Origin of the sequence: Pseudomonas sp. SED1, from assembly GCF_034044025.1 — a bacterium.
In the GTDB taxonomy this organism is placed as follows: Bacteria; Pseudomonadota; Gammaproteobacteria; order Pseudomonadales; family Pseudomonadaceae; genus Aquipseudomonas.
Genome location: NZ_JAXCIS010000093.1, coordinates 62,255 through 88,738, shown reverse-complemented (window position 1 = coordinate 88,738; position 26,484 = coordinate 62,255). Strand labels below are relative to the sequence as shown.

Below are 26,484 nucleotides of genomic sequence, written 5' to 3'. Positions count from 1 at the left end.
TGTTCAGACCCGTCCGCCAGGCGGAGTTCCTTAAATCAGCCCCAGCGCCTTGAAAACAAATGCATATTCGAGTGCTACGTCACGTAATCCCTGGTAACGCCCACTCATGCCGCCATGGCCTGCGCCCAGTTCGGTCTTGAGCAGCAGCAGGTTATCGTCGGTCTTGGTATCGCGCAGCTTGGCCACCCACTTGGCCGCTTCCCAATATTGCACGCGGCTGTCGTTGTAGCCGGCGATCACCAGCGTCGCAGGGTAAGCCTGGGCGCTGACGTTTTCGTACGGCGCGTAGGCCTTGATCCGTTCATACACCTCGTGCTCCTCAGGGTTACCCCATTCGTCGTACTCGGTGATGGTCAGCGGCAATTCAGGGTCGAGCATGGTGTTGAGCACGTCGACGAACGGCACTTCGGCAATCGCCGCCTGGAACAGCTCTGGGCGCTGATTGAGCACTGCGCCGATCAACAGGCCGCCGGCGCTGCCGCCGCTGATAGCCAGTTGCTTGGAGGTGGTCAGGCCCTGGGCGATCAGGTGTTCGGCGCAGGCGATAAAGTCGCTGAAAGTGTTTTGCTTGTGCTCCTGCTTGCCTGCGCGGTACCAGGCTTCGCCCAGTTCGCCGCCGCCGCGCACATGGGCAATGGCGAAGGCCACGCCACGGTCCAGCAGGCTCAGGCGGGCGTGGGAGAACCACGGGTCGAGGCTCTGGCCATAGGCACCATAGCCGTACAGGTAGAGCGGCGTTGGCTTACCCAACTGGTCGCGGCGGACTACAAGGCTGATCGGCACCTGAGTGCCATCGGCCGACGTCGCCCACAACCGTTGGCTGACGTAGTCGTCGGCGTTGAATACGCCCAGTACCGGGGTTTCCTTGAGCACCTGTTGTGCGCCGCTGGCCAGTTCCAGCTGACGGACCTGGGCCGGGCGGTTCAAGGCTTCATAACGCAGGCGGATCTTGTCGCTGACAAATTCCAGACTGTTTTGCACATAGAGGCTGTAGGCCGCATCCGGTAATTCCACCCGATAAGCGGCCTGGCCTTGTGGGCGCACTTCGATGATCGGCAAACCACCGATCCGCAAACTCAGGGTCATGGCCCGGGCGTTGAGGCTCACGCCATCCAGCATCACTGCGTCGTCGTGGGGGATCAGGTTCTGCCAGTCGTCCTGGGTCGGCACGCTGCCGGTGTCGGCGGCCTGGAACAGGGCGAAGTTGATGCCGTCTCGGTTGCTGCGGATAAACCAGGTCCACTGGTCGTCCAGCTTGCCGTGGTCGACGTCATACTCATGGCCTTCGACCCGTGGTGCCAGGCAGGTAAACGCCTGCTGCGGCTGCTCGGCGTCCAGGGCCCAGATTTCGCTGGTGGTCTTGCTGCCCAGGGCCAGCAGCAACTGGTGCTCGGAACTTGAGCGGTAGCAGTGCAGGAAGAAACGCCCGTCGGGCTCGTGGAACACTTCTTCGGCGGCGGTGCCGTCCAGGCGATAGCGATACAGCTTGTGCGGGCGGTGGGTGTCGTCCAGTTCAGTGAAGAACAGGGTCAGGCTGTCATTGGCCCAGGTCATGCTGCCGTCGCAATCTTCGAACTCCAGTTCGCTGACCTTGCCGGTGGCCAATTCCTTCACGTAGAGGGTGTAAATCTCTTCGCCATTGGTGTCCAGGCTGTAGGCCAGGCGCTGGTGGTCCGGGCTGATGCTGAAGGCACCAAGGGAGAAAAAGCCGCCATTGGCCAGCACGTTCGGGTCGAGCAGCAGCTCTTCCGCGCTTTCGTCGACCTGTTGGCTGTCATCCGCCGGGCGCGGGCAGCGGTAGTGGCGGGCGTATTCGTCGCCGGCGGTGGTGCGGGTGTAATACAGGTACGGGCCCCAGGGCGAGGGCAGGGACAGGTCGGTTTCGAGGATGCGGCCCTTGATCTCTTCGAACAGGGTCTCGCGCAGCGCCTGTTGGTCGGACAGTTGAGCGTCTTGCCAGGTATTTTCCGCCTTGAGGTAATCGAGCACCTCGGCGCTGTCCCGCGCTTGCAGCCAGGCGTACGGGTCGGTGCCTGGGGCCTTGCGGGCGATCGGGGCGGCAGTGATGTGGGTCGATGGGGGCATGGATCACTCTCTGTCTGGCGGTTGGCCGACGGCATTGCAGCCTCGGCACTGAAAAGCCGTTATCATAGCGGCCTGTTTGCCTACCTTGCCATGGACACCATGACCGAGAACGACTATCTGATCGCTTGGGGCCTCTACGCCTTCGCAGCCCTGGGTTGCCTGCTGGTGTGGTTTGCCATGACCCGCTGGATGTGGCGCTGGCTGCGCGAGCCGCTGCGGTTGCTGATGGCGGTGCTGCTGTTCAGCCCGACCATTGTCGACCCGGTGAAGACCCAGTTCGCCCCGGCCGTCGCCATCACCGCCCTGGACCTGGTACTCAAGGTCGGCAACAACGCCTGGCGGGCGATTTCCGATTTGTTCATGTACTCCATGATCGCGTTTGGCGTGTACCTGGTGTTTGTGCTGATCCGCTGGCCCATCGAGCGTGCCTCCAGGGCCCGCCGGGAGCAGAAGGCCGCCGCTGCGGCAGCCGCTGCCGCCGAGCCGGATGACGACGAACCCTTCGCCGATGAGCGATACGGTCGCCCGGCCCCTGTCAGCGGTATGCGGGTCGAACCGCGCCTTTAACGTTGTACGCCCTGTATCGAGAAGCCTGGCATGTGTGAATTATTGGGCATGAGTGCCAACGTACCGACCGATATCGTCTTCAGCTTTACCGGGCTGATGCAGCGCGGCGGACGTACCGGCCCCCACCGCGACGGTTGGGGCATCGCCTTCTACGAAGGCCGCGGCCTGCGGTTGTTCCAGGACCCGGCGGCCAGCAGCGAATCGGAAGTCGCGCTGCTGGTGCAGCGTTATCCCATCAAGAGTGAAGTGGTGATTGGCCATATCCGCCAGGCCAATGTCGGCAAGGTGTGCCTGTCCAATACCCACCCGTTCGTGCGTGAACTGTGGGGCCGCAACTGGTGCTTCGCGCATAACGGCCAACTGGCGGACTTCAACCCCCGCGCCACGTTCTACCGCCCGGTGGGCGATACCGACAGCGAAGCGGCGTTCTGCGATTTGCTCAACCGTGTCCGCGAAGCGTTTCCGGAGCCGGTGGACATCGAACAGGTGCTGCCGGACCTGATCGCCGCCTGCAGCGAATACCGCAGCAAGGGCGTGTTCAATTGCCTGCTCAGCGACGGTGACTGGCTGTTCTGCTATTGCTCGACCAAACTGGCACAGATCACCCGGCGTGCGCCGTTTGGCCCCGCGCGGTTGAAAGATGTCGACGTGATCGTCGATTTTCAGGCCGAAACCACGCCTAATGATGTGGTGACGGTGATTGCCACCGAACCCCTGACCGAAAACGAGACCTGGACCCGCTACGAACCGGGCCAGTGGAGCCTGTGGCGACGCGGTGAATGTGTCAGCCAAGGCAAAACGGAATAAGGACGTCGAATATGTTGCTCAGCTATTTGCGACTGGTGTTGTTTGCCGTGGGTCTGTTGGTCGGTGTGCAGGTACCGGGGTTTATCAGTGACTACGCCAAGCGCGTCGAAGCCCACCTGATCGAGGCCCAGACCGGCCTGCGTGGCTTTGATGCCACGGCGCAGCAGTTCTTCAACGGTGACTTGCAGGCGTTGGTGGCCCATTACCGTGCCAGTGACGACCCGGTGTTTCGCAGCGATGCCAACAGCCTGGGCACGTTGCTCGACCGCCAGGTGGCGCTGGATAAACAGTTCCAGGCGATGCAGGGCCCGTGGTACATCCGCGCGCTGCAAGTGGCCGTGGCCGCCGACCCGGCGATTCGCCAGGAAACCTGGAACGGCTACAGCTATATGCTGTTGCTGACCCCGGAAGCCATGGGCTGGGGCCTGGGCGGCGCGATGCTGTTGTCGTTTGGCCTGGAATGCCTGTTCCGCCTGATCGACTGGGTGGTGTTGGGCGGCAAGCGCCTGCGCCAGAGCCGGCCGATTGAAGAGCGGGACTTGAAGGGGCTGTAAGGCCGATCACACTCCGGTCGAGGATTTGCTCAACACCATCAAGTCCTCGCCGACCTTCTGCGCATACCGCCCCACCACGCTCTGGCACAGCGCCACAATCTCCTCCACCAATTCCACGCCCACTCGCCACGACACCACCACCTGCAGGTTCGGCGGTCGTTGTTCCATGGGCAGCATGGTCAATTCTCCTCGTGCCAGCTCTTCACTGACCAATACGGGCGGGAACGCACCAATCCCGAACCCGTCCCGCAGCAGGCGAGTGATCGCTGACACCGAGTTCACACAGTTCATCCGTGGGGCGGATACGCCGTTAGCCTGCATCAGGCTGAGCACATCCTGGTGCGGACAGGAGTTTTTCGAGTAGGTGATGATGCGCTCCTGGGCCAGTTCGGCGAGGGACGCGTAGTCACGGTTGTAGATCGAGTGGCTGGCGACGATCCAGCCCATTGGGTGGCTGGCCAGTTCCAGGCTGCGCAAGGTTTCCTGGCGCAGCAGGTCGGTTTGCAGGATCAGGTCGAGAAAGCCTTTTTGCAACTGATCGCAGAGGTTCAGCGCGGTATCGGCGACCAACTCGATTTCTACCCGCGGAAAGTTGTCCGTCAGTTCTGCCACCAGCGCGCTCAGCCAGGTGTGGATCACCGTGTCCATCACCCCGATGCGGATGCGCCCGACCTTGCTGCTGGTGGTTTCCAGGGACTGCTTGAGCCCTTGCATGGTCGCCATCATCTGCTCGGCATAATCGAGCACCTTCAAGCCTTCCGGCGTCAGGCTCACACCTCGGGAATCGCGCAGGAACAGCTTCACCTCCAATTCGCTTTCCAACACGGCGATGCGGCTGGAGATCGAGGCCTGGGTAGTGAACAGCTTCTCTGCCGTGAGGCGAAAGCTCTTGAGCTTGGCCACCCAGACGAAGGTTTCGAGGAACTTCAAATTCATGGGATCAACTTTTCTTATGCATGGATTGTTTTTTATTAGTTGGACGCAGCGTGCCGCAACCGCCAAAAATCGAGCTGTCTCACGATAAGCGTCGTTGGGGCTCGGGACAACATCGTTGCGAGATCTTGGTAAAAGATCCCACACTACAAAAAAATAAAGCCTACAGGAGCCCTACCGTGAGCCGCCTGCTATTGAACTGCGACATCGGCGAAAGCTTTGGCAACTGGACCTTGGGTCTGGACGCCGAGGTCATGCCGTTCATTGACTGCGCCAACGTTGCCTGCGGTTTTCATGCGGGCGACCCGAGCATCATGCGCAAGACCGTCAGCCTGGCCTTCGAGCATGGCGTGCAGGTGGGTGCGCACCCGGCGTACCAGGACCTGGTGGGTTTCGGCCGCCGTTCCATGGCCTACACCCCACAGGAAATCCAGGACCTGTTGCATTATCAGATTGGCGCCCTCGACGGCATTTGCCGGGCTCAGGGTGGGCGGGTCAGCTACGTCAAACCCCATGGTGCGATGTACAACGACATGATGGCCAAGCCGGCGCAATTGCGCGCGGTGATCCAGGCCGTGGCGGCCTACGACGCCAGCCTGCCCTTGATGCTGATGGCCACCCGCGACAACAGCGCCGCCCAGGCCCTGGGTGACGAATATGGCGTGACCCTGTGGTTCGAAGCCTTCGCCGACCGTGCCTATGACAGTGCCGGGCATCTGGTCTCCCGCCAGTTGCCGGGGGCGGTGCATCACGATCCGGAAAAGATCATCCAGCAAGCCTTGATCATTGCTCGCGGTGAGCACCTGGTCGCCAGCGACGGCAGCCCGCTGCACCTGCAGGCCAATACGTTGTGTGTACACGGCGATAACGCCAGCTCGGTGGCCGCCGTGCAGCGCATCCGCGAGGCGTTGACCCCAGCATGAAACCACGGATTGAAGTCGTAGCCATCGACAGCCTGATGGTGCGCCTGTTTGATGTGATCGCCGAAGACAACATGCCCTGGATGCTCGCCGCCACCCGCCGTTTGCGGGAAGGTTTTGGCGCGGCGCTGGTGGACCTGGTGCCGTCCTACACGACCCTGATGGTGCATTACGACCTGATGGCGCTGAGCCCGGCCCAGGCGCGGGAGCTGATCGATCAGGCGCTTAAAGCACTGCAACCAGAGCCCAAGGGGAGCGGGCAATGCCATGTGTTGCCGGTCTGGTATGACTTGAGTGTCGGCCCCGAGCTGCCGTTACTCGCCCAGCGCAGTGGGCTGGCGGTGGAGGAGGTGATCCGCCGCCACAGCCAGCACGAGTACCAGGTCTTCGCCTTGGGCTTTGCCCCGGGGTTTGCCTTTATGGGCCTGGTGGACGAACTGCTCGCAGCACCTCGGCTCAATACGCCGCGCAAGCGGGTGGCGGCGGGCAGCGTGGGGATCGCCGAGCGGCAAACGGCGGCCTATCCGGTGGTATCGCCGGGCGGCTGGAACCTGATCGGCCGCACACCGGCCAAGCTGTTTGATCGAGAGCGCGAGGGCTACAGCCTGATGCAGCCGGGGGACACCGTGCGTTACGAAGCGGTCAGCCATAGCGAATTCATCAACCTGGGTGGCGATGACACACCGTTGGAGGCCCAGGCATGAGCCGCTTGTTGATCGAGGCCAGCACCCCGCTGTGCCTGTTGCAGGACGCCGGACGTTTTGGTGTGAGGCATTTGGGTGTGACCCAGGGCGGCGCACTGGATTGGGTGTCGATGTCGTGGGCCAATTGGATGCTGGGCAACTCTCTGGATGCGCCTGTGGTGGAAATCACTTTGGGTGGTTTCACCGTGCAGGCCGAGGATTACTGTCTGCTGGCATTGGCCGGGGCGGATTTGGGCGCTTATGTCGATGAAAGAGCGATCAGCCCGGGGCGCACCTTTATTCTGCAAAAAGGCCAGCGATTGCGTTTTACCCAGCCGTTCAGCGGCGCGCGGGCTTACCTGGCCGCGCCGGGCGGGTTTGATGCGCCGCAGGTTCTGGGCAGTTGCGCCACGGTGGCGCGTGAAGAACTGGGTGGGCTGGATGGCTTTGGCCGCGCGCTGGCGGAGGGCGGGCAACTGGCGTACTCAGGTGTGGGCGGCGCGATGCGGGAGTTGTCCGCCGGGCAATTGCCGAAACTGGATTCGAAGGCGCCACTGGAGGTCATCCTCGGGGCGCAGATCGGCCAGTTCGGCGGGCAGAGTCTGTTTGATGTGTTCAACAGCGAATGGACCCTCGACAGCCGCGCCGACCGCATGGGCATGCGCTTGTTGGGTACGCCGCTGGAATATCAGGGGCCGTCTCTGATTTCGGAAGGCATCCCGCTGGGCGCGATCCAGGTGCCACCGGATGGGCAGCCGATCGTGTTGCTCAATGACCGGCAGACCATTGGCGGTTATCCGCGACTGGGGGCGTTGACGCCATTGGCGCTGGCACGGCTGGCCCAGTGTTTGCCGGGGGAGAAAGTGAGGTTGGCGCCGGTGGTGCAGGAGACGGCGCATCGGCAGCAGGTGGAGTATTTACGCCGCTTCGCCAGAAACTAAAGGCCACCGCAGGACAAAGTGTGGGAGCGGGCTTGCTCGTGAAGGCGGTGTATCAGCCAATATATCCGGTGACTGACACCGCGCTTTCGCGAGCAAGCCCGCTCCCACATTTGTTCGTGGTTGCCTGGGAAACGGGTTACTTCGACAAAAAGCGCATCCCTTCCTCAAGCCCACGCAACGTCAACGGAAACATCTGGTCCTCGATCAAGTCCCGAACAATCCCGGTGGACGCTGTATAGCCCCAAGTATCTTTCGGATACGGATTAATCCAGATCAGCTTTTTGTACTTCTCCATGAACCGCTGCATCCACACATAGCCTGGCTCTTCATTCCAATGCTCGACGCTGCCGCCGGCCTGGGTGATTTCATACGGCGCCATGGCCGCATCACCGATAAAGATCACTTTGTAGTCGGCGCCGTACTTGTGCAGCAAATCCTGGGTCGAGGTGCGTTCCGAACCCCGGCGCATGTTGTTCTTCCACACCGATTCATAAATGAAGTTGTGGAAGTAGAAATACTCCAAGTGCTTGAACTCGGTCTTGCACGCTGAGAACAGCTCTTCGCAGGTCTTCACATGGGCATCCATCGAGCCGCCGATGTCGAACAGCAACAGCAGCTTGATGGTGTTACGCCGCTCCGGGCGCATCTGGATATTCAGCAACCCGGCATCCCGCGCCGTATGGTCGATGGTGCCGTCGATGTCCAGCTCTTCCGCCGCCCCCTGACGCGCGAACTTGCGCAGGCGGCGCAGGGCGATCTTGATGTTGCGGGTGCCTAGTTCCACCGAATCATCGAGGTTCTTGTACTCGCGCTGGTCCCAGACCTTGACCGCCTTGCCCTGACGTTTGCCGGCATCACCCACGCGAATGCCTTCGGGGTTGAAACCGCCGGAGCCGAACGGGCTGGTACCGCCAGTGCCGATCCATTTATTACCGCCGGCGTGGCGTTCCTTTTGTTCTTCGAGGCGTTTCTTGAATTCTTCGATGAGCTTGTCGAGGCCGCCGAGGGACTGGATCTGCGCGCGCTCTTCGTCGGTCAGCGAGCGTTCGAATTCCTTGCGCAGCCAGTCTTCGGGGATCAGTGCCTGCAGGTGATCGTCGAGTTTTTCCAGGCCGTTGAAGTAGGCGCCGAAGGCCCGGTCGAACTTGTCGAAATGCCGTTCGTCCTTCACCAGGATCGCACGGGCCAAGTAGTAAAACTCGTCCATGTCGGCGAAGGTCACCCGCTGTTTCAGCGCGTTGATCAGGTCCAGCAGCTCACGCACCGACACCGGCACCTTGGCTGCACGCATTTCATTGAACAGGTTGAGCAGCATGGCAATCGCCCTTATCGGTTACCGCGACGGCTCATGAACGCCAGGCGCTCCAGCAACTGCACGTCTTGCTCGTTCTTCACCAGGGCACCGGCCAGGGGCGGGATGGCTTTGGTAGGGTCGCGCTCGCGCAGTACCGCTTCGCCGATGTTGTCGGCCATCAGCAGCTTGAGCCAGTCCACCAGTTCGGAGGTGGACGGTTTTTTCTTCAGGCCCGGGACTTTACGCACGTCGAAGAACACATCGAGGGCTTCGCTGACCAGGTCTTTCTTGATGTCCGGGTAGTGCACGTCGACGATCTTTTGCAGGGTGGTGCGGTCCGGGAAGGCGATGTAGTGGAAGAAGCAGCGGCGCAGGAATGCGTCCGGCAGCTCCTTCTCATTGTTGGACGTAATGATGATGATCGGGCGCTTCTTGGCCTTGATGGTCTCGTCGATTTCGTAGACGTAGAACTCCATCTTGTCGAGTTCTTGCAGCAGGTCGTTGGGGAATTCGATGTCGGCCTTGTCGATTTCATCGATCAGCAGGATGACCCGCTCCTCGGACTCAAAGGCTTCCCAGAGTTTGCCCTTTTTCAGGTAGTTGCGCACGTCGTGGACCTTGTCCACGCCCAGCTGCGAGTCCCGCAGGCGGCTGACCGCGTCGTACTCGTACAGGCCCTGATGGGCCTTGGTGGTGGACTTGATGTGCCAGGTGATCAGCCTGGCGCCAAAGGACTCGGCCAGTTGCTCGGCGAGCATGGTCTTGCCGGTGCCCGGTTCGCCCTTGACCAGCAGTGGCCGCTCCAGCGTGATGGCGGCGTTGACGGCCAGTTTCAGGTCATCGGTGGCAACGTAGGCCTGGGTGCCTTCGAACTTCATCTATCAATCCTCGAACGTGACGCCGAACGGTCCGAGACCGAAGCGGGCGAGTAATCAGCTTGCCCCGACTATACCGCGCAGCCCCGGCGACTGTGAACGCAGACGGGCTATTCAGTCTCTGAATTGTAGGAGCGAGCTTGCTCGCGAAAAACGTCAACGATGACGCGTGCATTCTGAATAAACGCGGCGCATTGGGGCTTTTCGCGAGCAAGCTCGCTCCTACAGGGGCCAATGTTTCAGTCTGCGCTGGGTTTGGGCTGTTCGTAGCGGGCGTTGAAGGCCTGGACGAAACCATTGCGCAAAATCTGCAAAAATGCCTGGAACGCGCTGATATCTTGCTGGTGAACGTTGCCACTCAGCTCCACGCGGGTGGCGAACTGGTTTTTACGCTGGTTCTTCAGCACCGTTTCGCTGACGCCGACCACCGCCTCCCAGATCGAACGGAAGATGCCCTTGTCCTTGTTCTCGACATCCTGCTGCCAGTTGAACACCTCGACATCCCGCAGCAAGGGCTTGATGTAGCCGGTCAATTGGCCTTTTTCAGCCTGGGCTTCCACCACCAGGTCGCCGTTGCCGGCACTGAAATCGAACTTGCCGTAGGCCGAGGCGAAGTCATTCATGCGCTTGAGTTCGATATCCCGGGCCCGGAAACGGAATTCGAAGTTTTCGAAATTGCTCAAGGGGTCGAACGTGGCGGTGGCTTCCAGCGGCGCCTGGCCCAAAAACAGCGCCTTGCCGTCGAAGCGCGCGTCGCGCTGGCCTTTGACGTCCACCACATTGGTCAGGTTGTAGAAGCTGGCGTTGACCTGGGTCGCGTACATATTGACCGGTGGTTTCGAGCTGAAGTTGTGGAAGGCGATTTTCCCGTCGTCGATGCGCACCTCGTTCAGGGTGATCGGCAACAGCTTGCTCAGTTGGGCCCGCCAGTCGGTGCCTTGACCTGTCTGGGATGCCTGCTTGTTGGTGCCGCCGTCGACGAAGTTCAGCTCCGGCTTGATGAACTGTGCCTCCGCCACCACTGCATGGTCGTACCACAGCGAATGCCAACTTACCGACAGGTCGATCACCGGCGCCTTCACGAACGGTACCGGCACCTTGCCGTCGACCTTGACGATCTGCAACCCGTTGATTCGATAGGCGCCGCGCCACAGCGCCAGGTCGACATCGGTGACCTGGCCGCGGTAATCGCCCATGTCGGCGAGTTTGTCATTCAGGTAATTGCGCACCAGATAGGGCAGGGCGATATCCAGGACGACCAGCAGTACCACGACCCCGACAAGGGTCCAGAGCGGCCAACTGTAGCGACGTTTCATAGGAATTTTCTCCATCCGTGTAGGCGATTGACTCCTACAGCCGCTGGACGTTCGCTTGACTGGACGCTTCGCAACACGAGGCATACCCTTGGGACCTTCCTGAAATTGCCTTAAGGACCCGTTATGAGCCGCATTTTTGCAGACAACGCGCACTCCATCGGTAACACGCCCCTGATTCAGATCAACCGCATCGCCCCGCGTGGCGTGACCATCCTGGCCAAGATCGAAGGGCGTAACCCGGGGTATTCGGTGAAGTGCCGGATTGGCGCAAACATGATCTGGGACGCCGAAGGCAGCGGCAAACTCAAACCGGGCATGACCATTGTCGAGCCGACTTCCGGCAATACCGGGATCGGCTTGGCGTTTGTTGCCGCCGCCCGTGGCTACAAGCTGTTGCTGACCATGCCCGCCTCTATGAGCATTGAGCGACGCAAGGTGCTCAAGGCCCTCGGCGCCGAACTGGTGTTGACCGAGCCGGCCAAGGGCATGAAGGGCGCGATCGAAAAAGCCGGCGAAATCCTCGCCAGCGACCCGGCCAAGTATTTTATGCCGGCCCAGTTCGAAAACCCGGCCAACCCGGCGATCCACGAGAAAACCACCGGTCCGGAAATCTGGAATGACACGGATGGCGCGGTAGACGTGCTGGTGGCGGGCGTGGGCACTGGCGGCACCATCACTGGTGTGTCGCGCTATATCAAGAACACCCAGGGCAAGCCTATCTTGTCGGTCGCGGTGGAACCGATCAGCTCGCCGGTGATTACCCAGGCGCTGGCCGGTGAAGAGATCAAGCCCAGCCCCCACAAGATCCAGGGCATTGGCGCCGGGTTTGTGCCGAAAAACCTCGACCTCTCGATGGTCGACCGGGTCGAACTGGTCAGCGACGAAGAGTCCAAGGCCATGGCGTTGCGCTTGATGCAGGAGGAGGGAATTTTGTGCGGTATCTCCTGCGGCGCGGCAATGGCCGTGGCGGTGCGCCTGGCAGAGAAGCCGGAAATGCAGGGCAAGACCATCGTGGTGGTACTGCCGGACTCCGGTGAACGTTACCTGTCGAGCATGTTGTTCGCCGATTTGTTTACCGATCAGGAAAACCAGGCTTGATTCAAATCAGCGCGATAGCGCGGCCCTTATGCATAATTGGCCCGTTATCGCGCACCGCTAGATGCTGATTGTTGGAGTGCGCGGGTTTTTCCCGAGGCCCGGAGTGTTTATCATGGCCGGCTGCTACGTCTGGTTTCCCCATAACGGGAGGCTAATGGCCAGACGCCTATTTCCAGGAGTTGCTGCATGACCTTTTCTTTGGCCGCCAAACTGTCGGTGTTGCTGCTGTTCATCGGCAGCACGCTGTATGTGCATTTGCGTGGCAAGGCCCGTTTGCCGATGTTGCGTCAGTTCGTCAACCATTCGGCGCTGTTCGCCCCGTATAACGCCTTGATGTACATCTTTTCCGCCGTGCCGTCCAAGCCGTACCTGGACCGCAGCAAGTTTCCGGAGCTGGACGTGCTCAAGGACAACTGGGAAGTGATTCGCGAAGAGGCCATGCACCTGTTTGACGAGGGCTACATCCGCGCAGCCGAGAAGAACAACGACGCCGGTTTCGGTTCGTTCTTCAAGAAGGGCTGGAAGCGGTTCTACCTCAAGTGGTACGACAAACCGTTGCCGTCGGCTGAATTGCTGTGCCCGAAAACCGTGGCCCTGGTCAGCAGCATTCCCAACGTCAAGGGTGCGATGTTTGCCCTGTTGCCCGGTGGTAGCCACCTCAACCCGCACCGTGACCCGTTTGCCGGTTCCCTGCGTTACCACCTGGGGCTGTCCACGCCCAACTCCGACGACTGCCGCATCTTCGTCGACGGCCAGGTGTATGCCTGGCGTGACGGTGAAGACGTGATGTTCGACGAGACCTACGTGCACTGGGTGAAGAACGAAACCGAGCACACCCGGGTGATCCTGTTCTGCGACATCGAACGCCCGCTGAGCAGCCGCGTGATGACGCGCATCAACCGTTGGGTCAGCGCCCAGTTGGGCCGCGCTACCGCGCCGCAGAACCTGGATGATGAACGCGTTGGCGGGATCAACCAAGCGTATGCCTGGAGCAAGCGCTTCAGCGACAGCTTCAGCGGCGTGGTCAAGCAGTGGAAGCGCAAGCATCCGAAGGCTTATCGCATCCTGCGGCCGGTGTTGGCGGTGGTGGTGCTGACGGCGTTGGGGTATTGGTTGTTTGGTTAAGGCTTTTACAGGCATAAAAAAACCGCTCGATTGAGCGGTTTTTTTATGCTTTTGATTTGTCGGGGTTGCCCGCTAATAGGCTGGGCTCATCAACACTGGTCGTCATGGCTGCACTGAGAAAACGACGCTGATTGGCGGTGAGTGCTGGTGCTCCAGGCTCTTTTATTAGCTTCGATGATGATTTCTGGGTGACGGAGTTTTTAGGAGCTGCTCTCATATTAGCCTCCACTGTTGATCAATAATTGAGCATGGTTACGATGCTAAGCCTTCTCTACTGCTATCACAAGCCTTCCTTGGGAGTCGAAGTCAAAGCCTAGATTTCTATAGACGGGAATTGCACCAGGCGCGGGTTCTTGAATCTCTATCCACTGACTGCCAATGATCTGTGCGTAATGATCAACGGCGATCATCGTCAGCGCAGCAATACGGCTTTTCAGTGGATGGGTTTTTCCGGGTTTTCCTTCTAGGCGGATGATTTTGATCCGCAACCGACTTTGATTTGGGTTGGCAAAGCACAATCCACATAATTCGACGTCGAACCAAATGGACAGGTCAAACGCCAGTGGCTCATGCGCTTTCCACGTTGCAATCTCCTCCCAGTAAAAGTGTGGGGCCTCATCCCATTCTTGATAGGCAATCAATGCCTCGGTGTTGATGGGCTCAAATCGTACCTTGGTCAAGTCGACGTCATTGCTTTCATCCTGTTTAAGGGCTTCGTACCACTGCCTTGTAGAGGCTTTCGCAAGGTGTAGCGCCTTTGAGCGGTATAACTGATAGCGCAGAGAATCGCGTTTTTTTGGCATTGGTCATCATGAGTTAAAAGCCCCCCGGATTCGGAGCGGATTGGTTTTTCCCAAGGCTAGTGGCGTTGACCCAAGCTGTCCTTACTGGCCTTTTGGCGAAGTCATTGCAAAGCATGTCCCCAGCTGGTTATAGTCGGCCACAGGTGTTCTCAGACACCTTGTTTATCCCCTCAAAAAAGATCAGCACATGCCAGCTTCCTTGCGCATAGCGGTAGTCGATTCAGCGGTCAACGCTGCGGTCGTGCCGTGCGGGAGCCAGCAGCCTGCGCAGATCAGTCACTACCCCCCACCTGTCAGTAGCACGCCGGTGTACGCAGTCGTATCACCGCCGGGTGTTGGCATTTCGGGCTGATCAGCTGATTGCTGTTTCCCTGTGCCCGGCTGAAATAACCTACTGAATTTCAGCCTTTGCTGAGTTGGCTTTTTGCCTGATTACAGGTGGTATCCATGTCTGTTCTTTCGAAACAATCCGTGGCCGCGGCGGCCTCGACGAGCCTGTTTGTCTTGCTGTGGAGCAGCGGGGCGATTTTCTCCAAATGGGGCCTGGCCCACGCTTCGCCCTTTGCGTTTTTGCTGATCCGTTTTGCCATCGCCCTGGCGGGGTTGGTGATACTGGTTCCGATCCTCAAGCTGAAGTTGCCGCGCCCTGGCAGGCCGATGCTCTACGCGGCGGCCACCGGGCTGGTGCTTTTGGGGGCCTACCAGATTTTCTATCTGCTGGCCCTGGACCTCAAAGTCACCCCCGGCATGATGGCAACCATCATGGGTGTGCAGCCGATCCTGACCGTGGTGTTGATGGAGCGTCAGCGTTCCTGGAGCCGGATGTTCGGCCTGGCGCTGGGGTTGGCGGGGTTGATCATGGTGGTGTATCAGGGCATCGGCATGTCCGGCATGTCCCTGGCGGGCATGCTCTTTGGCCTGTTGGCCCTGGCCAGCATGACCTTTGGCTCGATCATGCAGAAGCGCATCACCGATAACCCGCTGGGCACGCTGCCGGTGCAGTACCTGGCCGGCTTGTTGTTGTGCTCGGTGTTTGTGCCGTTCCAGCCGTTCCACTTTGAACACAGCAGCGGCTTTTTCGTGCCGGTACTGTGGATGGGCTTGGTGGTGTCGCTGCTGGCGACGCTGTTGCTGTACCGGCTGATCGCTAGGGGCAACCTGGTGAATGTCACCAGTTTGTTCTATCTGGTGCCCGCGGTGACGGCGGTGATGGATTACCTGATCTTCGGCAACAAGCTGGCAATCCTGAGCTTGCTGGGGATGGGCCTGATCATTGTCGGATTGGCTTTTGTGTTCCGTAAGCGCTGATCAGCCCCTGCCTTTGTAGGAGCGAGCTAGCTCGCGAAAAACGTCAAGGCGCCGCGTTCATTCAGACACGGCGCGTTATCGTTGACGTCCATCGCGAGCAAGCTCGCTCCTACAAGGATTTAGCCAATTTCCCCGGCCGAAGCACCAGCCACAACGCCCCCGCAATCAACAGCCCGCCATACAGATGCGCCATGGACAGCGGCTCATCCAGCAGCAATGCACCCCATAACACCCCGAACGGCGGAATCATGAAGGTCACGGTCATCGACTTCACCGGGCCGATGGAGGTCAGCAAGCGGAAGTACAGGATGTAGGCAAACGCCGTACACACCAGTCCCAATCCCAACAAAGACAACCACACAGGCCAGCCACCCCAACTGGCCGGTGGATGGCTGATGGCACTCCAGGCAAACAGCGGCAGCAGGAACAGCGTGGCCCCGAGCATGCTACCCAAGGCTGCGAGACGACTGTCCAGCCCGCCCCTTTGATCGAGCCAGCGCCGTGCCAAAAAGCCGGCAAAACCATAGCAGGTGGTCGCCAACAGGCACGCCAGCGCGCCCATCAGCAGTTCCATGTCGAAGGCCACCGGCCCGGCGCGGGTCAGGATGCCCACACCGAACAGCCCCAGGCACACCCCGGCAATTTTCGACGGCGTCAGGCGCTCACTGAAAAACAGCCCGCCAATCAGCACGCCCATCAGCGGCGTCGTCGCATTGAAGATCGCCGAGTAACCGGCCGGCAGCACTTGGGCCGCCACCGAATACATAGTCGCGGGAATCCCCGAGTTGATGACGCCCAACAACAGGACCGTCTTGAGCTTGCCCTGGAAATCCCAACTTACCCGCATCATGGCGAGGATCACCAGCAGGCCGGTGGCGGCAATCGACACCCGGAAAAATGCTGTAGGAATGGTGCCGATTTCCGGTGCGATTATTCGCATGAACAAAAAACTCGCGCCCCAGATAGCGGCCAGCACCAACAGGTGCAGGGTGTCGACAGGTCTCACGGAAAAACTCCTGTTTGATAAGGGCGGAAGTGTTGCCCACGGACCTGTCTGACACAATCGCTAATACATGTTTTACAGCACGAAGCGCGTCACCAAACCATTGAGGTCCACCGCCAACCGCGACAGTTCCTGGCTGGCCGCCGAGGTCTGGGTGGCACCGGCGGCGGTTTGCGTCGACAGGTCCCGAATGTTCACCAGGCTGCGGTCCACCTCTCGGGCCACCAGTGCCTGCTGCTCGGCGGCGCTGGCGATCACCAGGTTGCGCTGGCTGATCTGCGAGATCGCCGCGGTGATTTTCTCCAGTGCACTGCCGGCGCTGTTGGCCCGCTGCAAGGTCTGGCCGGCGTGTTCGGCGCTGCTGTTCAAGGCACCGACGGTGTCCTGGGTGCCTTGCTGGATACCGTTGATCATCTGCTCGATTTCTTCGGTGGAGTCCTGGGTGCGTTGCGCCAGGGAGCGCACTTCGTCTGCCACCACGGCAAAACCGCGACCGGCCTCGCCTGCGCGGGCCGCCTCAATCGCCGCGTTGAGCGCCAGCAGGTTGGTCTGGCCGGCAATCCCGCGAATCACTTCCAGTACCTTGCTGATGTCCTGGGCCTGCACCGCCAGGCCTTCGGCCTTGGTCGAGGCCTCGAGCACTTCGTCCACAAGGTTCTGGATCGAGCTGATGGTTTCGCTGATCTGGTAGTGGCCGTGCTTGCTGTCTTCGTCGGAGGCCTTGGACGCTTCGGCGCTGGACACCGCATTGCCCGCCACTTCGTCCACTGCCGCGCTCATCTGCGTCACTGCGGTGGCAGCCAGTTCGATTTCATCGTTCTGCGCCTGCAGGCCGCGGGTGCTCTGTTCCATCACCGAACTCATCTCTTCGGCCGCCGAGGCCAACTGCTGCGACGATTCGCTAATGCCACGGATGGTGTCCTGCAGGTTGGTCTGCATGGTGGCCAATGCGGTGAGCAATTGCGCCGGCTCATCCTTCCCTTCCACGACGATCGGCCGGCTCAGGTCGCCGGACGCGATGGTGCGGGCCACCGTCAGTGCCTGGCCAATGGGCGTGGTGATGCTGCGGGTCAGCAGCCAGGCCAGCAGTAATGTTGCCATCAGGGCGGTGACGATGATGCTGCCGACCACCCATTGGGCGCTGGTGTACATCTGCGCCGCCGACGTTGCGGCGTCTTCCACACCTTTTTGGTTGAAGGTGATCATGTCTTCCAGGCTTTTATTGAGGACCATGCCTTGGGGCGCCAGGCGGCTGTTGAGCAGGTCCATGGCGTTTTGCTGCTGGTCCTGGTCGACCAGTTGAATCATCTGGGCGACGATCGTCATATAGCTCGCAACGTTGGCTTTCAACTGCTTGAGCAGGTCGCGTTCTTGCTCGTTGCTCAGCAGGGTTTCGTGACGGTTCAGCAGCTCTTCAAGGTCGCCGCGCTGGCGGGTGATCAGGTTTCTGCTGTTGTCACGCACCCGGGACTCGTCGGTGGTGAGCAAGCGCAACGCTTCCAGGCGGATGCTGGCGACATAGGCGGCGCTGTCGTGAATGTTTTCAATGCTTGGCATCCACGATTCTTCGATGATCAGCGCGCTTTCCCGCAGTTTGGCCATCTGGCCTAAACCAAACAGGCCGACCACGATCAACAGGCTGGCCAAAACCCCAAAACTCAGACCGGCGCGCAGACCGATCCCCATATTCCTCAATGACATCTCAATGCTCCTTGGGCGATTAGAACCTGTTCCCGGACCGGTCTTCTGACCTTGTTAGGTGGGAGAGGGCGCGCTATATAGCAAAGAGCCATCATGAAGGTAATCAGGGTTTCCCTTACGTTGGATCCAATGCTCCAAAGGGAACCGAGGTCCAGCGTGCTAGAGCAAATACTCGGGTTTTCCAGGGGCTCCCGGGGGAGGCCCGTGGTTAGAGGCCTTCAGATGAAACGTTTAACTTGGCTGAAATGACTTCGAGGTTTTTTATTGACCGAATGGTCTACTTAATAAAATTGAAAATAAATGTACAAAGTGAACAAACCTGTACAAGGCTGAACGAAAAAATGTCCCTTCTCCTGTTCCTGCACACTGGCTAAGCTCAGCTCACTCCAAATGCCCGCAGAGGTTTCCCAAATGCCGCAGCAAACGCCAGCCCTCGACATTGCACAGATGATCCTCGACGGCTTCGACGACTACCGCGAGCACTTCCGCCAGATCACCGATGGCGCCCGGGAACGTTTCGAAAAGGCGCAGTGGCAGCAAGGGCAGGCGGCCTCGGCGGCGCGCATCAACCTGTATGAAGACAAGGTCAGTGAAGTCACGGCGCGGCTGCGGGCAGCCTTCGATGAAGCTGTATTACTCGACATTGCGGCATGGCCGCTGGTGAAAAGCGCCTACATCAGCCTGATCGACCTGCGGTTTGACGATGAGCTGTCCGAGACCTGGTACAACTCGACATTTTGCGGGCTGTTCAGCCATGACCTGATCAGCGACGGTTGCATGTTCATTCACACCACGCGGCCCAGCCTGCGCCGTGCCCGAGCCGCGCAAACCCGCACCTACAAGCCGGAGGGCAATCTGACGGGAATGCTGGAACAGATTTTCGCCGACTACGGTTTCAGCGAACCCTACGCCGACTTGCCCGCCGACCTGCGCCGCCTGGAAGCGCAATTGCGCGAGAACCTGCCGGATTGGGTCTGCAAGGACCCGGACCTCAACGTCGAACTATTCTCCTCGGTGCTGTACCGCAACAAAGGCGCGTACCTCGTAGGGCGCATCTACACCCGCGACGAACAGTGGCCACTGGTGATCCCGCTGCTGCACCGGGAAGGGCGCGGCATCCAGATCGACGCGCTGATCACCGACGAAGCGGATGTGTCGATCATCTTCTCGTTCACCCGCTCCTATTTCATGGTGGATGTGCCGGTGCCGGCGGAGTTTATCGGCTTCCTCAAGCGCATCCTGCCGGGCAAGCACATCGCCGAGCTGTACACCTCCATCGGCTTCTACAAACACGGCAAATCCGAATTCTACCGGGCGCTGATCAACCACCTCGCCACCACCGACGACCAGTTCATCATGGCCCCGGGCGTGCGCGGCATGGTCATGAGCGTGTTTACCCTGCCGGGCTTCAACACCGTGTTCAAGATCATCAAGGACCGCTTTTCACCGTCGAAAAACGTCAACCGCGCCACGGTGATCGAGAAGTACCGGCTGGTGAAAAGTGTCGACCGGGTCGGGCGCATGGCTGACACCCAGGAGTTCGCCGACTTCCGTTTTCCGTTGGGCAAATTCGAGCCTGAATGCCTGGCCGAGTTGCTTGAAGTGGCCGCAGGCACCGTCGAAGTGGAAGGCGATACGGTGCTGATCCGCCACTGCTGGACCGAGCGGCGCATGACCCCGCTCAACCTCTATCTCGAAAACGCCAACGAAGCCCAGGTGCGCGAAGCGCTGGAAGACTACGGCCTGGCGATCAAGCAACTGGCGGCGGCAAATATTTTCCCCGGCGACATGCTGCTGAAGAATTTCGGCGTTACCCGTCACGGTCGCGTGGTGTTCTACGACTATGACGAAATCTGCTTTCTCACCGAGGCCAACTTCCGCCACATCCCCGCGCCGCGTACCCCGGAAGATGAAATGGCTTCCGAGCCCTGGTACTCCATCGGTCCGCTGGATGTGTTCCCGGAGGAATTTCCGCCATTCCTGTTTGCCGATGCCAGCCAGCGCCGGCTGTTCGACGAACTGCACGGCGAGTTGTACAACGCCGACTACTGGAAAGGCCTGCAAGACGCGATTCGCGCCGGCAAGGTGATTGACGTGTTTCCCTACCGTCGCAAGGGTCTGGACAACGAATGAGGGGAGCGCGTGGCGGCGCTTTTCTGCGACAATCCGCCCCCTGCATACATAGACGACCTTTGCGTACCTGATGACTGACCAAGCGCCCGCTATCGACCAACTGCTGAAAAACCTCGATCACGCCATGCTCGCCGACCGCCACCGCTTGCGGCGGCAGCTGCTTGAGCTGCGCAAGAAACCCGATGAGGAAAAACTTGCGCAGTGGGTGACGCGGATGCAGGCCTCCTGCGCGCAAGTGACGGCGCGGCGTGCCAGCCTGCCGGTGATTCGCTATGACGACAGCCTGCCGATCGCCGCCAAGCGCGACGAAATCAAGGCGGCGCTGCTCAAGCATCAGGTGCTGATCATTGCCGGTGAGACCGGCTCGGGTAAAACCACGCAGTTGCCAAAAATCTGCCTGGAAATCGGCCGCGGCCAATACGGCCTGATCGGTCATACCCAGCCGCGGCGAATTGCGGCGCGCAGCGTGGCAAGCCGGGTCGCCGAAGAACTGGCGACGCCGTTGGGCTCGCTGGTGGGTTATCAAGTGCGGTTTGAAGATCAGAGTGATACAAACACCCTGATCAAGCTGATGACCGACGGCATCCTGCTGGCCGAAACCCAGAACGACCGCTACCTCGAACGCTACGACACGATCATCGTCGACGAAGCCCACGAACGCAGCCTGAACATCGACTTCCTGCTGGGCTACCTGAAAACCCTGCTGCCGCGTCGTCCGGACCTCAAAGTCATCATTACCTCGGCGACCATCGACCTGGAGCGCTTTTCCAAGCACTTCGACGATGCGCCGATTGTCGAGGTGTCGGGCCGTACCTTCCCGGTGGAAACCTGGTACCGCCCGCTGACCCTGGAGCAGGACGAGGAGGGCAACCGCGTCGAGGACGACCTGACCGTCGACCAGGCGATTCTCGCCACCCTCGATGAAATTGCCGCCTTTGAACGCAGCGAGCGCAAGAGCCCAGGCGATGTGCTGGTGTTCCTGCCCGGCGAGCGCGAGATTCGCGACGCCGCCGACATGCTGCGCAAGGCCCAGCTCAAGCACACCGAAATCCTGCCGCTGTATGCGCGCCTGTCACCGGCCGAGCAACAGCGGATTTTCCAGTCACACCCGGGCCGGCGCGTGGTGTTGGCGACCAACGTCGCGGAAACCTCGCTGACCGTGCCGGGCATTCGGTATGTGATCGACAGCGGCACCGCGCGCATCAGCCGCTACAGCTATCGTGCCAAGGTCCAGCGCTTGCCGATCGAGGCGATTTCCCAGGCCAGCGCCAACCAGCGTAAAGGCCGCTGCGGGCGGGTGGAGCCGGGCATTTGCGTGCGCTTGTTCAGCGAAGAAGATTTTATCGGGCGTCCGGAATTTACCGACCCGGAAATCCTGCGGACCAATCTCGCGGCCGTGATCCTGCAGATGCTGCACCTGCGCCTGGGCGAGATCACCGACTTCCCGTTTATCGAGCCGCCGGATGGCAAGGCCATCAGCGACGGTTTCAACCTGCTGCAAGAGTTGTCGGCGGTCGACCGCAACAGCCAACTCACCCCGATGGGCCGCCAGTTGGCGCGTTTGCCGGTGGACCCGCGCATGGGCCGCATGTTGCTGGAAGCCGCCAAGCTCGGCAGCTTGCAGGAAGTGCTGATCGTCGCCAGCGCCATGTCGATCCAGGACCCGCGCGAGCGTCCGCCGGAACGCCAGCAAGCCGCCGACCAGGCTCACGCACAGTGGAAGGACCCGGATTCGGACTTCGCCGGGTTGGTGAATCTATGGCGTGGTTTTGAAGAACAGCGCCAGGAACTGACCGCCAGCCCGTTGCGTAACTGGTGCCGCAAGAATTTCCTGAATTACCTGCGCCTGCGGGAGTGGCGTGATTCCCACCGCCAGTTGAGTTTGATCTGCCGCGACATGCAGTTGACCGTCAACAAGGAACCGGCGGATTTCCCGAAACTGCACAAGGCGGTGTTGTCCGGCCTGCTGAGCCAGATCGGCCAGAAAACCGAAGACGGCGATTACCTGGGCGCGCGTCAGCGGCGTTTCTGGATTCACCCTTCCTCGGGCATCGGCAAGAAGCGCCCGCAATGGCTGATGACCGCCGAACTGGTGGAAACCACCAAGCTGTATGCACGGATGGTGGCCAAGATCGACGCCGACTGGATCGAGCCGTTGGCCGGGCACCTGATCAAGAAAAACCACTTCGAACCCCATTGGGAGAAGAAGCGCGGCCAAGTGGTGGCGTTTGAGCAGATCACCCTGTTCGGGTTGATCATCGTCGGGCGCCGGCCGGTGCATTACGGGCCGATTGATCCGGTGACGTCCCGTGAGCTGTTTATCCGTGAAGGCTTGGTGCGCGGCGAGATTCAGTCCCGGGCCCGCTGCCTGACGGCCAACCAGCAACTGCTGGAGCAGCTCGATGAGCTGGAAGCCAAGGCCCGCCGGCGCGACATCCTGGCGGACGAAGAAACCCTGTACGCCTTCTACGATGCGCGCCTGCCCGCCGAGATCCACCAGACCGCAACCTTCGACAGTTGGTACAAGGTCAACAGCCAGAAAGACCCGCAACTGTTGATCATGCGCGAAGAAGACGTGCTGGCCCGCGAAGCCAGTGAGGTCACTGCTGCCCATTACCCGGACACCTTGCACCTGGGCGACCTGGCCCTGGCCTTGAGTTACCACTTCGAACCCAACCATTCCCGGGACGGCGTGACCTTGCGCGTGCCGGCGCCGCTGTTGCCGGCCTTGCCACCCGAGCGCCTGGAGTGGCTGGTGCCGGGTGTGATCGAGGCCAAGTGCATTGCCCTGGTGCGTAACTTGCCCAAGGCCCTGCGCAAGAACTTCGTGCCGGTGCCGGATTTCGTCAAGGCGGCCCTGCAACGCATCGAATTTGGCCAAGGCTCGTTGCCCCAGGCGCTGGGGCGCGAATTGTTGCGTATGACCGGGGCAAGGGTCAGCGATGAAGCCTGGGCTGAGGCTGCGCAGCAGGTGGAAAACCACCTGAAGATGAACCTTGAAGTGGTCGACGGCCAGGGCAAGTTCCTCGGTGAAGGCCGCGACCTGGCCGAGCTGACCGCACGTTTCGCCGAAGCCAGCCAGGCCGCGTTGGCCGTACCGCAGACGGCGAAAAGCCAGCAGCCGGTGGAAGCCAAGGTGTTCGCAGCGGTGGCCGAGAAAACCCAGCAAAACATCGCCGGGTTGTCGATGACGGTGTATCCGGCATTGGTTGAAGAAAACGGTACGGTCAAGGAAGGGCGTTTCTCCACCGCCGCCGAGGCGGAGTTCCAGCACCGTCGGGCCTTGCAACGTTTGCTGCTGCAACAATTGGCCGAGCCGGCAAAATTCCTGCGGGGCAAGTTGCCCGGCCTGACCGAGTTGGGGCTGATGTACCGCGAGCTGGGGCGTATCGAAGCCCTGGTGGAAGACATTCTGCTGGCCAGCCTCGACAGCTGCGTGCTGGAAGGCGAAGCCAGCCTGCCGCGTGACGGCGCCGGCCTGGCCGCCTTGGCCGAGCGCAAGCGTGGCAGTTGGACCGAACATGCCGAGCGCCAGGCGCGCTTGACCCTCGACATCCTGAAACTGTGGCATGGCCTGCAAAAACGCTTCAAGGGCAAGATTGACCTGGCCCAGGCCGTGGCTCTCAATGACATCAAGCAGCAACTGAGCAACCTGGTGTATCCCGGTTTCGTGCGGGAAACCCCGGCGCAATGGTTCAAGGAGCTGCCGCGTTTCCTCAAGGCCATCGAGTTGCGCCTGGAGAAACTGCCGAGCCAGGTGCAGAAGGATCGGGTCTGGAGTACCGAACTGAGTGGGTTGTGGAGCCAGTATCAGAATCGCCTCAACAAACACGCCCAGGAAGGTAAGCGCGACCCTCAGTTGGAGCTGTATCGCTGGTGGCTGGAGGAATACCGGGTGTCGCTGTTTGCGCAGCAGTTGGGCACCAAGGTGCCGATTTCCGACAAGCGTCTGAGCAAGCAATGGAGCCTGGTCGAAGCGTGACCACGATCCTGGGGACAGGCGCCTGTCGAGCAAATGGCGCCAAACCCCAGGCTTTATGGCAAACTTCGCGGTTATAAATGCCGGGATCGTCGAGTTGGGCTGGTGCAGCCGTGGCGCGATGGAATAAAGCGTTACCAGTTTGAAGGCCGCTGGGCGGCATAAAACTACTTACGGTTTGGTACGACGGTACCAATACCCTTCTGCCTGAACAGATTTAGAGGAACGACCGTGCATAACGTCGTCATCAGCGGCACAGGCCTGTACACCCCGGCCAACAGCATTTCCAACGAAGAGCTGGTGCAGTCTTTCAATGCTTACGTGCAACAGTTCAACCTGGATAACGCCGCAGCCATCGAACGCGGCGACGTCCAGCCACTGACCGAATCCAGCGCCGCCTTCATCGAAAAGGCCTCAGGCATCAAGAGCCGCTTTGTCATGGACAAGGCCGGCATTCTTGACCCGCAGCGCATGGCGCCGCGCCTGCCGGAGCGCTCCAACGACGAGTGGTCGATCCTCTGCCAGATGGCCGTAGGTGCTGCCGAGCAAGCCTTGCAGCGCGCCGGCAAGACCGCCGCTGACATCGATGGTGTGATCGTTGCCTGTTCCAACCTGCAGCGGGCGTACCCGGCAATTGCCATTGAAGTCCAGGAAGCGTTGGGTATCCAGGGTTTCGGCTTTGACATGAACGTGGCCTGTTCCTCGGCGACCTTCGGTATCCAGAATGCCGCCAACAGCATCCAGCTGGGCCAGGCCCGGGCGATCCTGATGGTCAACCCGGAGATCTGCACCGGCCACCTGAACTTCCGCGACCGCGACAGCCATTTCATCTTTGGCGATGCGGCCACCGCCGTGATTCTGGAGCGGGCCGACCTGGCCACTTCCGAGCATCAGTTCGACGTGGTGAGCACCAAGCTGCTGACCAAGTTCTCCAACAACATCCGCAATAACTTCGGCTTCCTCAACCGCGCAGCAGAAGAGGGCATCGGTGCCCCCGACAAGCTGTTCGTGCAAGAAGGCCGCAAAGTCTTCCGTGATGTCTGCCCGATGGTCGCCGAGTTGATCGGCACGCACCTGTCGGAAAACCAGCTGAATGTCGGCGATGTGAAGCGCTTCTGGCTGCACCAGGCCAACCTCAGCATGAACCACCTGATCGTCAAGAAACTGCTGGGCCGTGAGGCTTCGGTGGAAGAAGCGCCGGTGATCCTCGATACTTACGCCAACACCAGCTCCGCGGGTTCGGTGATTGCGTTTCACACCTACCAGGACGACTTGCCCAAGGGCGCTGTGGCCGTGCTCAGCTCGTTTGGCGCCGGGTATTCGATTGGTAGCGTGATTTTGCGCAAACGCTGATCATGTTTTGAAATCGAGGTCTTGAATGGCAGCAGCGGACGACGCGCACCTGCTTGAACGATTGCTCAAGGGTGAGCAGCGGGCCTACAAGGAGTTGGTCACCACCTACCAGAGCGCGATGCGTGCCGTGGCCTATGCCATCGTTGGCCAGCGCCATGCCGATGAGGTGGTCCAGGACGCCTGGCTGTCGGTGGTGCGCAACCTGGCGAAGTTCGAGGGGCGCTCCAGCCTCAAGACCTGGCTGCTGACCATCACGGCCAACTCGGCAAAAGGCCGCTACAAGCAAAATCGCCGGGAAGTGCTGCTTGATGACCTGCCGTCACCCCACGGCACCATCGGCGATGATCGCTTTGTGCCTGACGATGGCCACTGGGCCGTCGCGCCGTTTGCCTGGCATCAGGACACTCCCGAAGCGCTGCTTACCGAAGACGAACTGCGTAAATGCCTTGAGCACACACTGGCGAGTCTTTCCGAACTGCAAAGCAGCGTGCTGCTGCTGCGCGAGCGTCAGGGCCTGGAGTTGGAGGAGATTTGTAATCTTCTGACGCTATCGCTCTCAAATGTTCGTGTGCTGCTGCATCGAGCACGGCTTAAAGTCTTCGCCACGGTGGAGCATTTTGAGGAAACCGGCGAATGTTGACCTGTAAAGAACAAGTGGCGCGTTCCAGTGACTATCTCGATGGGCAACTGACCTTTCGCGAGCGTCTGCTGGTGCGTCATCACCTGATGTTCTGCGCCAACTGCCGACGCTTTATCCGGCAGATGCGCTTGATGCAGGCGACACTGAAGATTCTGCCCGAGCCGCCCATTGCCGATGTCGACGCGTTGGCCGAGCGTCTGGCCGCCGAGCGTTCCCGCGACCCGTAATACCCGTCACTTTTCACACAAAAACCAAGCCCGCATCGATAAATGATGCGGGCTTTTTTTTGCTCAAAAAATAATCAACATGAAAAATTATTCATTTTTCTCGGGTGTTTTTACATTTCGCAACATCTGGCATTTTCAC

The 26,484-nt window shown here is 60.2% G+C and carries 23 protein-coding genes; 14 read left to right on the top strand and 9 right to left on the bottom strand.

Features of this window, described 5'->3' with window-relative positions; genetic code table 11:
• Positions 1 to 30: 30 nt before the first annotated feature.
• The gene (locus SNL23_RS12500; RefSeq protein ID WP_318302383.1) at positions 31 to 2,085 is read right to left on the bottom strand and encodes a S9 family peptidase; all 2,055 of its coding nucleotides are present in this window, start codon (positions 2,083 to 2,085) and stop codon (positions 31 to 33) included.
• Between the two features lie 21 nt (positions 2,086 to 2,106).
• Here SNL23_RS12500 and SNL23_RS12495 point away from each other — a divergent pair, with 21 nt between their 5' ends.
• Genes SNL23_RS12495 through SNL23_RS12485 form a run of 3 tightly spaced genes read left to right on the top strand, consistent with a single transcriptional unit; the run spans position 2,107 to position 4,013 of the window.
• On the top strand, positions 2,107 to 2,652 hold the full coding sequence (locus SNL23_RS12495) for an MFS transporter (protein ID WP_167662720.1): 546 nt from the start codon (positions 2,107 to 2,109) through the stop codon (positions 2,650 to 2,652).
• A 30-nt stretch (positions 2,653 to 2,682) separates the two neighbouring features.
• Complete coding sequence (locus SNL23_RS12490; protein ID WP_003210683.1) at positions 2,683 to 3,459, top strand: class II glutamine amidotransferase; 777 nt, start codon at positions 2,683 to 2,685, stop codon at positions 3,457 to 3,459.
• Between the two features lie 11 nt (positions 3,460 to 3,470).
• Entirely contained in the window at positions 3,471 to 4,013 is a 543-nt protein-coding gene (locus tag SNL23_RS12485) for a DUF2937 family protein (protein ID WP_017479178.1), read from the top strand.
• 6 nt (positions 4,014 to 4,019) lie between these two features.
• Here the strand turns inward: SNL23_RS12485 and SNL23_RS12480 are convergent, their stop codons facing one another.
• On the bottom strand, positions 4,020 to 4,949 hold the full coding sequence (locus tag SNL23_RS12480) for a LysR family transcriptional regulator (RefSeq protein ID WP_318302382.1): 930 nt from the start codon (positions 4,947 to 4,949) through the stop codon (positions 4,020 to 4,022).
• A gap of 176 nt (positions 4,950 to 5,125) precedes the next feature.
• Here SNL23_RS12480 and SNL23_RS12475 point away from each other — a divergent pair, with 176 nt between their 5' ends.
• The 3 genes from SNL23_RS12475 to SNL23_RS12465 are packed head-to-tail and all read left to right on the top strand — an operon-like array spanning position 5,126 to position 7,490.
• Entirely contained in the window at positions 5,126 to 5,869 is a 744-nt protein-coding gene (locus tag SNL23_RS12475; protein WP_076014803.1) for a 5-oxoprolinase subunit PxpA, read from the top strand.
• The gene (locus SNL23_RS12470) at positions 5,866 to 6,570 is read left to right on the top strand and encodes a 5-oxoprolinase subunit B family protein (protein WP_076014802.1); all 705 of its coding nucleotides are present in this window, start codon (positions 5,866 to 5,868) and stop codon (positions 6,568 to 6,570) included. Before SNL23_RS12475 ends, SNL23_RS12470 begins: the two co-directional genes overlap by 4 nt.
• Positions 6,567 to 7,490 carry a biotin-dependent carboxyltransferase family protein gene (locus SNL23_RS12465; RefSeq protein ID WP_076014801.1) on the top strand — a complete coding sequence of 308 codons (924 nt, stop codon included), beginning with the start codon at positions 6,567 to 6,569 and terminating at the stop codon, positions 7,488 to 7,490. The genes SNL23_RS12470 and SNL23_RS12465 overlap by 4 nt, the downstream gene beginning before the upstream one ends.
• 136 nt (positions 7,491 to 7,626) lie before the next feature.
• Here SNL23_RS12465 and SNL23_RS12460 read toward each other — a convergent pair whose 3' ends face one another.
• From SNL23_RS12460 to SNL23_RS12450, 3 genes are all read right to left on the bottom strand, one after another.
• Positions 7,627 to 8,805 (bottom strand): vWA domain-containing protein, encoded by a 1,179-nt coding sequence (locus SNL23_RS12460; RefSeq protein ID WP_003210689.1) that lies wholly within the window; start codon positions 8,803 to 8,805, stop codon positions 7,627 to 7,629.
• A gap of 11 nt (positions 8,806 to 8,816) precedes the next feature.
• Positions 8,817 to 9,662 carry an AAA family ATPase gene (locus SNL23_RS12455; protein WP_003189627.1) on the bottom strand — a complete coding sequence of 282 codons (846 nt, stop codon included), beginning with the start codon at positions 9,660 to 9,662 and terminating at the stop codon, positions 8,817 to 8,819.
• A 236-nt stretch (positions 9,663 to 9,898) separates the two neighbouring features.
• Complete coding sequence (locus SNL23_RS12450) at positions 9,899 to 10,975, bottom strand: DUF748 domain-containing protein (protein WP_076014800.1); 1,077 nt, start codon at positions 10,973 to 10,975, stop codon at positions 9,899 to 9,901.
• 123 nt (positions 10,976 to 11,098) lie between these two features.
• Here SNL23_RS12450 and cysK point away from each other — a divergent pair, with 123 nt between their 5' ends.
• A complete protein-coding gene (cysK, locus tag SNL23_RS12445) occupies positions 11,099 to 12,073 on the top strand; it encodes a cysteine synthase A (RefSeq protein WP_318302381.1) in 975 nt (324 codons plus the stop codon).
• Positions 12,074 to 12,259: 186 nt separating this feature from the next.
• On the top strand, positions 12,260 to 13,198 hold the full coding sequence (locus tag SNL23_RS12440) for an aspartyl/asparaginyl beta-hydroxylase domain-containing protein (protein WP_076014799.1): 939 nt from the start codon (positions 12,260 to 12,262) through the stop codon (positions 13,196 to 13,198).
• 43 nt (positions 13,199 to 13,241) lie between these two features.
• Here SNL23_RS12440 and SNL23_RS12435 read toward each other — a convergent pair whose 3' ends face one another.
• Positions 13,242 to 13,415 (bottom strand): hypothetical protein, encoded by a 174-nt coding sequence (locus SNL23_RS12435; protein WP_318302380.1) that lies wholly within the window; start codon positions 13,413 to 13,415, stop codon positions 13,242 to 13,244.
• Between the two features lie 43 nt (positions 13,416 to 13,458).
• On the bottom strand, positions 13,459 to 14,001 hold the full coding sequence (locus tag SNL23_RS12430; protein WP_318302379.1) for a hypothetical protein: 543 nt from the start codon (positions 13,999 to 14,001) through the stop codon (positions 13,459 to 13,461).
• Between the two features lie 447 nt (positions 14,002 to 14,448).
• On the opposite strand from SNL23_RS12430, the gene SNL23_RS12425 reads away from it, so the two are divergent.
• Entirely contained in the window at positions 14,449 to 15,309 is an 861-nt protein-coding gene (locus tag SNL23_RS12425) for a DMT family transporter (RefSeq protein ID WP_318302378.1), read from the top strand.
• Between the two features lie 109 nt (positions 15,310 to 15,418).
• Here the strand turns inward: SNL23_RS12425 and SNL23_RS12420 are convergent, their stop codons facing one another.
• Together SNL23_RS12420 and SNL23_RS12415 are read right to left on the bottom strand one after the other, a co-directional pair.
• Entirely contained in the window at positions 15,419 to 16,315 is an 897-nt protein-coding gene (locus tag SNL23_RS12420) for a DMT family transporter (protein WP_318302377.1), read from the bottom strand.
• Between the two features lie 72 nt (positions 16,316 to 16,387).
• Complete coding sequence (locus SNL23_RS12415; protein WP_371916624.1) at positions 16,388 to 17,998, bottom strand: methyl-accepting chemotaxis protein; 1,611 nt, start codon at positions 17,996 to 17,998, stop codon at positions 16,388 to 16,390.
• A 426-nt stretch (positions 17,999 to 18,424) separates the two neighbouring features.
• Here SNL23_RS12415 and aceK point away from each other — a divergent pair, with 426 nt between their 5' ends.
• From aceK to SNL23_RS12390, 5 genes are all read left to right on the top strand, one after another.
• Entirely contained in the window at positions 18,425 to 20,146 is a 1,722-nt protein-coding gene (aceK, locus tag SNL23_RS12410) for a bifunctional isocitrate dehydrogenase kinase/phosphatase (RefSeq protein ID WP_318302376.1), read from the top strand.
• Positions 20,147 to 20,216: 70 nt separating this feature from the next.
• Positions 20,217 to 24,128 (top strand): ATP-dependent RNA helicase HrpA, encoded by a 3,912-nt coding sequence (gene hrpA, locus SNL23_RS12405; protein WP_318302375.1) that lies wholly within the window; start codon positions 20,217 to 20,219, stop codon positions 24,126 to 24,128.
• Between the two features lie 228 nt (positions 24,129 to 24,356).
• A complete protein-coding gene (locus tag SNL23_RS12400) occupies positions 24,357 to 25,478 on the top strand; it encodes a beta-ketoacyl-ACP synthase III (protein WP_318302374.1) in 1,122 nt (373 codons plus the stop codon).
• Positions 25,479 to 25,503: 25 nt separating this feature from the next.
• A complete protein-coding gene (locus SNL23_RS12395; RefSeq protein ID WP_017479164.1) occupies positions 25,504 to 26,118 on the top strand; it encodes an RNA polymerase sigma factor in 615 nt (204 codons plus the stop codon).
• Complete coding sequence (locus SNL23_RS12390) at positions 26,112 to 26,345, top strand: anti-sigma factor family protein (protein WP_258344241.1); 234 nt, start codon at positions 26,112 to 26,114, stop codon at positions 26,343 to 26,345. The genes SNL23_RS12395 and SNL23_RS12390 overlap by 7 nt, the downstream gene beginning before the upstream one ends.
• Positions 26,346 to 26,484 lie beyond the last annotated feature (139 nt).